The sequence below is a fragment of the Streptomyces seoulensis genome (assembly GCF_022846655.1).
Taxonomy (GTDB): domain Bacteria; phylum Actinomycetota; class Actinomycetes; order Streptomycetales; family Streptomycetaceae; genus Streptomyces.
The window spans coordinates 909,522-919,957 of the sequence record NZ_AP025667.1 but is presented as its reverse complement, the minus strand read 5'-3'; the positions used below and the strand labels follow the sequence as shown (position 1 = coordinate 919,957).

Genomic DNA, 10,436 nt, shown 5'->3' with positions numbered 1-10,436 from the left:
TGCCGGACTACCCTCTTCGATGTGTCCGAACACGCAAATCCCGAGTGGACAGCGCCAGAGGGGTCATGGGCCTCATCGGCGGCGCGCCGACGCAATATGCAAGCGATCCGCAGCCGTGACACAAAGCCTGAAACGCTGATCCGGCGACTGGTCCACGCGCAGGGCCTGCGCTACCGCGTGTCAGCACGCCCGCTCCCGGATCTGCGCCGGACGGCAGACATGGTATTCCGCCCGGTGAAGGTGGCCGTATTTATCGACGGCTGCTACTGGCATGGCTGCCCGGAGCATTACGTCCCACCGAGAACTAATTCAGGTTACTGGTCCGAGAAGGTCCTGAAGAACGTGCAGCGAGATCGCGACACGGATCAGCGCCTGAAAGACGCGGGATGGCTCGTGCTCCGGTTCTGGGAGCACGAGCCATCAGAAGTATGCGCTCAGCACATCACAGCCATAGTGACTGGACGGCGATCAGGCTTGCGAAAGTCCTGAAACCGGCAGTGCCGTCTGCTCCGAGACCTTCCGGTCAAGTTCACCGTCACCGGTGTCCATTACGTACCCCGTCAGCAACTCGTCACGGTGTTCCGGACGCAGTGCCGCGGCAATTGCCCGGCCTACCGCTTCAGCAACCGGCGGCGGGAAAGCGTTACCAACCTGCCGGTAACGAGCAGTCTTCCTGCCCTGGAACTTCCAGCCATCCGGGAATCCCTGGATCACGGCTGCCTGCTGAACCGTCAGCATCGGCCCGGCAGGCCTGAAGAGGTCGCGTTCCGGATCACATTCATGCGGATCGTTCGCAACTCCCATCGCGTCCACGCCGAGCGCGGCCCAGGCACGCTTCGCCCTCGTGGGGCCGAGGTCGGCGCCACCATGCTTGCGAGAACCGCCTACTAGAGTAGGTGCGACACCTCGCCCCACCCCCTTGGCCTCAAGGGCGGCCTGACGCCAGTCGCGGTAGACGACTTCACCCGTCCGCTGACCGCTCTTAGCGCGCTTCCCTTCCCAATTCCTGTCCCAGAACTCTCCGCAGCGCTCCCTCATGCTCTCTTCAAGCTTATCAAATACCGTCACCTCTTCGCCTTCGAGCCGGAGAGGCCACTCAAATTCAGCGCCGCCAGATTCCAGAGCATCCTCATGAATTGCGACGAGAATGGCACGAGGGCGAAGCTGCGGGACACCGAAATGCTTAGCATCGATCCTCCGCCACGCACTTCGCATGACAAGGTCCTGCTTCTCCGCTGACCAGTATTCTTTGACTTCTGGAACAATGTACCCAAGGGAGCGCAGCGTGTTCAGAATATCCCTGCGATAGTCAATGAAAACTTCCGGGGGCTCAAGGATGCCACGAACGTTCTCAATCATGACCGCACGAGGGCGCAACTTGTCGATTATATTCAGTGCATCAGGGAACAAATCTCGCTCGTCGTCCGGCCCCAGCCTTTTTCCGGCAAGCGAAAAGGGGGGGCATGGGACGCCACCGGCAAGCAGGTCAAGCCTCTCATTACCTACCGGAAGACTCTTGTGAACTTGCGAACCAAGGAATTTCCTCACATCCATCGGAGTAATTCCCTGGGCGCGCTCCCGGTTCCACCCCGGCCAGCCGTCGACGTTCGCCTTCAGCGTTTCGACGGCATGCGCGTCCCACTCCACGAGGGCCAAGTGATCAAAGCCTGCGTGATGGAGCCCGACAGCTTGCCCGCCCGCCCCCGCACAGATCTCGACAGAGGTCAGAGGCGAGGTGAACTGCGGACGCTCGCGGCCGCTGGGGCGCATGGCGCTCCTCCCGGAAGTGACTCAAAACCGACCCAAGTGTCCCAGAGTCACTACGCCTGCAAGACGGGACTCCGGTTCCCTTAGCACCAAGAGTCTCGCACCCTACTGACATCCAGAGTCCCGCACTCCGCAGCCTTCCTGGTGCGGCCGCCACAGTCTGGCACCAGGAAGGCTGATCACCTCAAGTCAGCGGGTGGCCATGTGGTGAAGCAAAGCCTCCATGTCACTCGGCGCCAGGCCTGCGGCCACCGCGGGCTCTTCCTCTAGATCAGCAAGCTGCTGGACTGTAGGATCGTCCAAAATCTTTCCCATGAACTCGAGCTTCTGATCGAGGCGCACCTCTACCACCTCATCAACGGTGTTCCGGGCAGCCAGAACAGTTACATGCGTGACCGTGTCCGGCGCCAGGCCGAGGCGATGGATCCGGTCCAGACTCTGGAGGAAACGGCCGGCCATGAAGTCCCGGTCCACATAGACGGCGTCGTGGCAGTCGTGATGCAGGCTGATCCCCTCTCCCAGCGTCGCCGGGTTGGAGATCAGCACCATGCACGCCGGATCTTCCCGGAAGCGCCGTAGTTGCTCATCCCGGTCCGGTGTCCCGCCGTACACCACCGCCGGACTGCATTTCTCAAGCATGTGGGCTAGCGTCGTCAGACTCCGGACGAACGTCGTCCAGACCAGCGTCTTTCGGCCCTGCCGGGCGTTCTCCGCCACAATCGCTACGGCCTCTTTGTACTTCGGGGACAACTCGTAGTCGGGCAGATCACGCGTGAGCTGGAACAGCGAGCTGCCCTGCGGGATCTCCAGCGGAGGCAGCTGGTAGGCCAGCGGTTCGTACTTCGTCGCCCCTTCCAGGAGCAGCGCCGGACTCGTCGCCGCCATAAGAAGCCGCAGGGCCGTCTTGCCCAGCGAACTGAGATCCTCCCGAGCCGTGCCAGTCCGTATGTTCCCCACCAGTGAGCTGTAGATCTCACTGTGCAGGGGCGGCATGTCGACGTATCTCATGCGCAGCTGCATCGGGGGCAGACCGAGTTCCTGCTTGGTCGTCCTCGTGAACAAAGGCCTCAGCACAGAACTTGCATAGGCAAGATCTCCGCCGGCCACTGCCTGGACCACGGTGCGCTGTCCATGTCCGGGCCACACGAAGCCAAGCAGGTTCTCAAGATCCTTGGAGCCGTTCGGAGCCGGGGTCCCGGTGAGGATCAGCCGCCGCCGTGCGAGCGGGCCGAGCGCCATGCAAGCGGCCCCGTACGTACCGCGCGCCCCGAGCTTCATCCGGTGCGCCTCATCGAGGATGACCATCGACGGGCCCGACTGCAACCAGCCGGCCAGCGTCCCCAGCGAGCGGTCAAGACGCTCGTAGTTGACGATCAGCACCTCAGCCCACTGGTCCAGAGTCCCGTCGAGCACGTGGGTGCGAAGCGGGTAGCTGAAACAGACAGCGGTCTCATACCGCCACGACTCATACGCCGACTTGGGGCAGACAACCAGGAGACGGCTGACGTTTCCCCTGGCCTTCTGGGCGGCGTACACCGCGAGCGCGACGCGTGTCTTGCCCGCTCCGGGCACGCTGAAGTTCGCCCCGTGCCGGAGGGAAAGCAGTTTGGCGATGTCACGCCGCTGGAACGCGTTGAGTTCCGCTTCCCAGGTGTCTCCGAGCAGGCCGGTTACGTCATCAGGTTCGACTTCTCCGGGTGCGGCCGCGTCGGAGAGACGCTGCTGGACGGTGTTAGCGTCCTGGATGACGCCGGCCACCAGATCGCGGAGCTCCGGAGCCCACTCGACGCCGGCGTGGTCGGGCCAGTGGCTGAGGACGCCGAGGTCCGCGAGAAGTTCGTCCAGTGCCACCGACGCGGACAGGGGGCCCAGCTGGCCGCCGGTACGGAACCGGGCGGCCAGCTGAACGAGATCCTGTCGGTACTGGTCTGTCGTCCTCAGCACCACACGCGTCCGCGACTCGTCGAACCCGAGGCGCAGAGACGTTTCGCTGATGGTCTCGGTCACTGCGTGCCTTCCACGGCAGCGGCCGCGAGCAGCCAGGAAACGCCGTCCCCGGGATTCGGGATACCCCGGCCCGACTGCTGAGCCAGCTTCCGCAGACTCTCCCGCAGCTTGAGCACGGCCTCGTCGAAGGCTTCCTCATCAAAGCTCTGTGAGGTACGGGCCTGGACGATCTCGATCACGCACTGGTCGATGCTGGCGCAGGCATCCGCCAGCCGGGCCGGGGCGAGCTGCTTACGCTTACGCACACGCCCGTCGCGGCCCGCCTGATCGATGGCGTCGTTGAAGGCGGACTTCGCGTCCTCAAAGAGCTCCTGCGCCTTCGCCCTTTCGGTATCCGTCAGATCGGGTGCCTTCGTCCTGGCAGCGGCACGCAGAATCTGGTCGTTCAGCGCCCGGGCCGAAGAGACTCCCGCCGACGCCGCCGGCACATCGAGCCCAAGCCCCGGTACCGAGACCGCCTGGGACAACGCAGGCACACCACCGTCCACAAGATGCGCCGGCAGCGTCTGCCCCAAGTAGTCGCTCTTCAGGAAGTCTTCGTCGATGTGCCGGATATCCGTCTTGGAGAAGTCGAGCAGGATGGCGGCCAGTCGCCACTCCTTCAGGATCTCGGCCTGGTCCCGGTCAAGATTCTGGAGCTTGATGTACAGGCGATGCAGCTCCTTGAGGCTCTCCTGGGCCGCCTCCCAGTCGACGAGCCGGAGCGTGGCGCCCCCGCCGCTCCTGCTCCGGTCGTTCAGGTCCTTGATCGTGCGCAGAATCCACCGGGCCTGGTCGTACGTGGCCGGCTTGATCCGGAACTCCTTGGCGATCTGCTCGCGCGTCTTCCCGAGCGCGGCCTGCTCCTCCATCGCCAGCAACCGGTTGATGAACGTGTAGTCGCGGCGCTGGTCCTGACGGAGCTGCAAGGACAGCTCAACGGCGTAGATGTCCGCCCAGGTGAACGACTCGGGCAGCACACCCACGCGCATCGACTGGGCGCCGAGCTCGCCCAGCGCGACCGCACGGGTGTTGCCATTGACCAGGACGCCGTGGTGCGTCACAAGGCCGGGTTCGTTCTGGCCGAACGCGTTCAGGTCGTCCTTCAGCTTGTCGAACTCGACGTCACGGACATCCGGGTTCGTCGGCCGGGCCTGGAGCAGGTACCGGAGGTAGTCCTGGCTCTCAGCGCTCCACGGATCCTTCTCCAGCAGCTCATCGCGGGCCGCGTCGTGGCTACGCTGCGCCCGGATCCGGTGCGTGCCCGGGTTGAAGTAGAGGCCGCTCAGCGGAAGGTCGATGACCTCCACGTGGGCCTGCTGGCCATTCCAGTCGACGGTGACCGTCTCGCGCGTGCCGCCGCCCGTCCTGACCTCCTCCAGACGCTTCTTGATCAGTTCACTGAACTCGGCCGCGCGCGGAGGCGCCGGGAACTCACGAAGCATGTTTCTCCCCGTCCCTTTCCTACTTGTCCATGTCGTCGATCGCCTCGGCTACTGCCTCGCGGCTCGCCGCGGGCAGCGTCCGGTAGATCCCCCACAGCTTGTCGAGCGGGCTCAGGGACCGCCGATCGGCCGCGGCCCAGCCGGCGAGGGCGCGCCGCTCCATATGAGAGAGGTTCTCGACGAGTTCCAGCAACGCGCCGAGGTCCACTTCGCGGTCCGTGCCCCCACCCGACACGCACTTCTTGCACTCAGTGACGAACTGGTAGTCGGTCTTACCGTCATCGAGCAGCACCTTGCGCCGAGCCACGTTCAGCATCGCGAGCTCGATACCGTCCTCGTAGGGCTCGCCTGCGCCAACACCGCACGTCCTGCACAGGTGGTTGTCGGCCTGAAGAACCTTCGCGCGCTGCGTCGTCGTGAGGCTGTTCTTGTGCTTCGGCACCGTCGCCTGGCCGGGAATCCAGACGTCCGCCCCCCGGGCCACGAAGCGCTGCTCCTCCTGCTTCAGGCTGACGTCCTCACGACTGGTGTTGATCTTCCAGCCGTGGGCCCGGAGTTCGCGGACACGCCTGTCGATCTGGGCGACATCCGAGAAGGCGGTCCGGAGTTCCCCCTTGGTGAAGAGGTTCCCCTCTTTCACTACATCGACCAGCCAAAGCGCCGCCCGCGCCTTGCTTCCCATGTTCTTGTCCTGCCACGACGGCAGCGTCATCTAGCGCCTCCGGTCAAGTCGTACAGCACCCGCTCACGCCGCGCAGATGCTCCGCAACGGGCACCTTCTGCAGCTCCCCCCGCTCGTCGGGCGGTGCTCCAAGTGTTGCACCAGAGACCGAATGGAAGTCCAGCGAAAGAACACTTGCTCACAAAAGAGCAAGGCCAACTGGCTCTCATCCATGCACAATTGCTGGGACCCGGCATCAAGACGGGGTCGCTAGAACCACTAGAACTAGAGCGGGAGAGGCATGACGGTCGGTACTGGCGTCGTAGTTGGCAACAACAAGTGGGCAGCGAAGCGGCTTAGAAGTGACGTTCCGCCGGGCTGGCGCGCCTTCGCTCTCGCCTTGCAGGGCCTCTGCCAGCATCTCCTGCCGGACACCCTCGCAGGATTGCCGCATAAGCGGCTCACTCAGGAGATAGCGGCTAAAAGACTGCTCACTAACTCAAGTTCACTCTCGCGCTTTCTGAGCGCCCAGACAGTTCCCATGCGGGATTTCACTGAGCGCCTGCACAAGGAGGCCTGCATGGACGCAGGTGGGGAGAAACGTGTCGGCATCAGCCTGCCCGAGCTGAGAAAGCTCCGCCGCCAGGCGGAAGCCGAAAGGCGCTGCTCCGACTGCGCCACCCTTCGGACCCGCACGGCCCCTTCCCGACAAGCGGAAGATGACCGCACTCTCCTGCGTCAGGAGGTGAACAGACTGCGGGCGGCAGTGGCCAACCTGAAGGAGTCCCGGGCCGGCTTGCGCGCTCGTCTCGCTGTCCGGGCTTCTTCAACTCCGCTGCCGGTCCCCCGCCGCAGGGGGGACCGGCAGCAGCTCGCTAACGACAAGGCGGCCGTACGCCAGCTGGCCAGTCGCGCGCAGGACGTTCATGCCGCCGACAGCCCGGCCGCAGCGCTCATCATGCTGCGCCAGACCGCGGAGGCACTGAGCCCCCTGGAAATGGCTGGACTCCTGCTGCTGCTCAGGAAGCAGGAGCAGGACGACCTTGCAGATGATCTGATCCGCATCTACGGCCGGGACCAAGACATACACGAGGTAATGCACGCTGCGCTGTCACTGCACGAGCAAGGCGCACTGGGTGACGCCGGCGAACTCATGCGTGCGGCTGTGACCTGAGGCGCCGGCAGAGTCAGGCGCCTGCGGTCACTGCGGCAGGGCGTCACCTCCGCCCATTCGACGTCTCGCGGTCGCCCCACCACCGCCCGCGCAAGTGCTGACAAATGCAGTCCTCGCCGCGATCGTCGCCATCGGGCCCGTCACCGTCTCCGCCAGCATGTTCCCGCCCGCCGTCTCCGCCGGGCCCTGGCCGCCGTCGTCCTCGCCGCGTTCGTCCTGCCAGTGCAGTCCGCCCTCGTGGAGGCATCGAGGGCGGCGGAACCCAAGCGGACCGTACGGCCGGCCATGTTCACGAGCGTCTTCAATCTACTGTCGTCCGCCGTGACGATCCTGCTGATCGTGCGGACCGGGTCGACCACCGGGGCCTGACGCGCGGCGGCCGTCCGCCACCCGGCCGCCTGCCACCCGCCACCCGGACCCCCGGTCGGTCAGGACACCGCCTTCGCCCTGTTCGACGTCGCCGTCAGCGGGGTCGCGATGTCCTCCAGCGACCGCCGCTCCGCCCCCACCGCCAGCACCGCCGCCACCAGCCCCGCCACGCACATCAGCGCCGCGCCGATCTGGAAGGCGAGGACCGTGTCGCCGACCCGGCCCGTGCCCGTCAGGTCGGCGAACAGCAGGGGGCCGCTGATGCCGCCCGCCGCCGTGCCGAGGGCGTAGAAGAAGGCGATGGACATGGCCCGGGTCTCCATCGGGAAGATCTCCGAGACCGTCAAGTAGGCACTCGACGCGCCCGCCGAGGCGAAGAAGAGGACCGCGCACCAGCACGCCGTCAGGGTGGTCGCGCTCAGCGCGCCCTGGTCGAACAGCCAGGCCGTGCCGAACAGGAGGAGGCCTGAGAGCAGGTAGGTCGAGGAGATCATCACCCGTCGGCCCACCGTGTCGAACAGCTTCCCCAGCAGCAGCGGGCCGAAGAAGTTGCCGACCGCGATCACGGCGAAGTAGTACCCCGTACGGTCCGCCGGGATGTCGTAGAAGCGGGTCAGGATCGCGCCGAAGCCGAAGGTGATCGCGTTGTAGAGGAACGCCTGCCCGATGAAGAGGGAGAAGCCGAGCACCGCGCGCCTGCGGTAGCGGCCGAAGACGGTGCGGGCGATCTCCCGGAACGTCACGCTGCCCCGCCGCCGGATCTCCAGCCGGCCCTCCGGCGTCGGCAGCGGCTCTCCCCGTTCCTCCTCGATCTTCCGCTCGATCCCGGAGACGATCTCCTCCGCCTCCCGGTCCCGCCCGTGGATCAGCAGCCAGCGCGGGCTCTCCGGGACATGGCGCCGGACCAGCAGGATGACGAGGGCGAGGACCGCGCCGAGCGCGAAGGTCAGCCGCCAGCCGATGTTCTCCGGCAGGAAGGCCGTGTCGAGGGCCAGGATGGACAGCAGGGAGCCGCCCACCGCGCCCAGCCAGAAGCTGCCGTTGATCATCAGGTCGACCCGGCCGCGATAGTCCGCCGGGATCAGCTCGTCGATCGCCGAGTTGATCGCCGCGTACTCGCCGCCGATGCCGAAGCCGGTCAGGAACCGGAACAGGAAGAACCACCACGCCTCGGTGGACAGCGAGGTCAGCGCCGTCGCCGCGAGATACACCGCCAGCGTGATCATGAACAGCTTGCGGCGCCCGAAATGGTCCGTCAGGCGGCCCCAGAACAGGGCGCCGACGCACGCACCGGCGACGTACAGCGCGGCCGCGGTGCCCGTGACCTGCCCGGAGCTGATCGACAGGCCGCTGCCGGGCTCGGACAGCCGGCCCGCGATGTTGCCGACGACCGTGACCTCCAGGCCGTCCAGGATCCAGACCGTGCCCAGGCCGATCACGATCGTCCAGTGCCAGCGGGACCACGGCAGGCGGTCCAGCCGGGCCGGGATGTCAGTGGTGGTCGTACCGCCGGCCTGCGACGGCGTCCCGGTTCCTGTGCTCATCGGCACCCCTCTTCGTCGAAGGACGAGTTACGGGTGCCCGCGCCGCGCGGGAACAGACCGGGCCGCCGGGCAGCCTCACCCCGCCGGAGGACCGCCGGGCGGGGCGTTCAGCCGCCCAGCGCCCGGGAGACGGTGTAGATCACCAGTCCGGCCAGTGAACCGACCACCGTGCCGTTGATCCGGATGAACTGCAGGTCACGGCCGATGTGCGCCTCGATCTTCCGCGTGGTGTGCTCCGCGTCCCAGCCCGCCACGGTCTCGGTGATCAGGGAGGTGATCTCCTGGCGGTAGGTCGTCACCACGTGGACGGCCGCGCCCTCCACCCAGCGGTCGACCTTGCCCTGCATCTTGGGCTCGGTCGCCATCCGCTGCCCGAGCGAGATCAGCCCGGCCCGCACCCGCAGCCGCAGCTCGCTGCGCTCGTCCTCCGCAGCCGCGACGATCATGGACCGTACGGCGGTCCAGGCCGACGCGATCAGGTCCTGGACCTCGTCCCGGGCCAGCACCTCGCTCTTCAGCCGCTCCACCCGCGCCCTGGTCTCGGTGTCGGACTGCAGGTCGGAGGCGAAGTCGGTGAGGAAGCGGTCCAGGGCCGCCCGCGCCGGGTGCGAGGGCATCTCCTGCATCTCGGTGACGAAGCGCAGCAGTTCCTTGTAGACGCGGTCGCCGACCTTGCGGTCCACGAAGCGGGGGGTCCAGCCGGGCGCGCCGCCCTCGATGGCCACCATCACGTCGTCCCGGTGCCGCTCCAGCCACTCGTGGGCACGGCCCACCACCAGGTCGACCACGCGCCGGTGGCCGCCGTCGGCCACGATCCGGTCCAGCAGCTTGCCCACGGCCGGCCCGATCTCCCGTGCGTCGGCACGCCGGGTGATCGCCTCCCCCACCACCGCCTGCACGTCCGAGTCCCGCAGCACGGTCAGGGCGCCGCGCAGCGCGGTGGCGAGCTCGGCGGTGACCCGGTCGGCGTTCTCGGGCCGGGCCAGCCAGTCACCGAGCCTGCTGCCGATGCCGACGGCGGCGAGCCGCTGGCGTACGACGTCCTCGGAGAGGAAGTTCTCCCCGACGAACTCGCCCAGGGAGACGCCGAGCTGGTCCTTCTTGGTGGGGATGATCGCGGTGTGCGGGATGGGCAGGCCCAGCGGGTGCCGGAACAGGGCGGTGACCGCGAACCAGTCCGCGAGCGCGCCGACCATGCCTGCCTCGGCGGCCGCCGCCACGTAGCCCGTCCAGGGTCCCGCCCCGGCGTGCCCGGCCCAGGTGGCCAGGACGTACACCACGGCGACGAACAGCAGCAGCCCGGCGGCCGTGAGCTTCATGCGCCTTACTCCGCGCTGCCGCTCCTCGTCGGCCGCCGTGAAGGCGGTCATGGTCCGGTAGGACCCGGCACGTCCGGCGGCCGTCGCCGGCCGGGGGGTACGCCCCGGCTTCGCCTCTTCCGCTTGCGCGCGTTCCATCTCGCTCCGCCCGATCGGTGATCCCGCACACAC

General features: G+C 66.8%; 8 protein-coding genes and 1 pseudogene. 3 read left to right on the top strand and 6 right to left on the bottom strand.

Features of this window, described 5'->3' with window-relative positions:
- Positions 1-21 precede the first annotated feature (21 nt).
- The gene (locus HEK131_RS04270) at positions 22-489 is read left to right on the top strand and encodes a very short patch repair endonuclease (RefSeq protein WP_244333713.1); all 468 of its coding nucleotides are present in this window, start codon (positions 22-24) and stop codon (positions 487-489) included.
- On the opposite strand, the gene HEK131_RS04265 is transcribed toward HEK131_RS04270, so the two are convergent.
- The 4 genes from HEK131_RS04265 to HEK131_RS04250 all read right to left on the bottom strand — a co-directional run bounded on the left by HEK131_RS04265 (position 469) and on the right by HEK131_RS04250 (position 5,910).
- On the bottom strand, positions 469-1,770 hold the full coding sequence (locus tag HEK131_RS04265; protein WP_244333712.1) for a DNA cytosine methyltransferase: 1,302 nt from the start codon (positions 1,768-1,770) through the stop codon (positions 469-471). The genes HEK131_RS04270 and HEK131_RS04265 overlap by 21 nt on opposite strands.
- Positions 1,771-1,956: 186 nt before the next feature.
- Positions 1,957-3,774, bottom strand: coding sequence for a DEAD/DEAH box helicase (locus tag HEK131_RS04260; RefSeq protein ID WP_244333711.1), 1,818 nt, complete (start codon positions 3,772-3,774; stop codon positions 1,957-1,959).
- The gene (locus tag HEK131_RS04255; protein WP_244333710.1) at positions 3,771-5,198 is read right to left on the bottom strand and encodes a hypothetical protein; all 1,428 of its coding nucleotides are present in this window, start codon (positions 5,196-5,198) and stop codon (positions 3,771-3,773) included. The genes HEK131_RS04260 and HEK131_RS04255 overlap by 4 nt, the downstream gene beginning before the upstream one ends.
- A gap of 19 nt (positions 5,199-5,217) precedes the next feature.
- On the bottom strand, positions 5,218-5,910 hold the full coding sequence (locus tag HEK131_RS04250; protein WP_244333709.1) for a hypothetical protein: 693 nt from the start codon (positions 5,908-5,910) through the stop codon (positions 5,218-5,220).
- Positions 5,911-6,160: 250 nt separating this feature from the next.
- Between HEK131_RS04250 and HEK131_RS04245 the strand changes: the two genes are divergently transcribed.
- Together HEK131_RS04245 and HEK131_RS04240 are read left to right on the top strand one after the other, a co-directional pair.
- Positions 6,161-7,033 carry a hypothetical protein gene (locus tag HEK131_RS04245; RefSeq protein ID WP_244333708.1) on the top strand — a complete coding sequence of 291 codons (873 nt, stop codon included), beginning with the start codon at positions 6,161-6,163 and terminating at the stop codon, positions 7,031-7,033.
- 94 nt (positions 7,034-7,127) lie between these two features.
- A pseudogene (locus HEK131_RS04240) lies at positions 7,128-7,402 on the top strand (hypothetical protein).
- 59 nt (positions 7,403-7,461) lie between these two features.
- Here the strand turns inward: HEK131_RS04240 and HEK131_RS04235 are convergent.
- The gene (locus HEK131_RS04235; RefSeq protein ID WP_244333707.1) at positions 7,462-8,946 is read right to left on the bottom strand and encodes an MFS transporter; all 1,485 of its coding nucleotides are present in this window, start codon (positions 8,944-8,946) and stop codon (positions 7,462-7,464) included.
- A 107-nt stretch (positions 8,947-9,053) separates the two neighbouring features.
- Entirely contained in the window at positions 9,054-10,403 is a 1,350-nt protein-coding gene (locus tag HEK131_RS04230) for a DUF445 domain-containing protein (RefSeq protein WP_374201468.1), read from the bottom strand.
- Between the last annotated feature and the right edge of the window lie 33 nt (positions 10,404-10,436).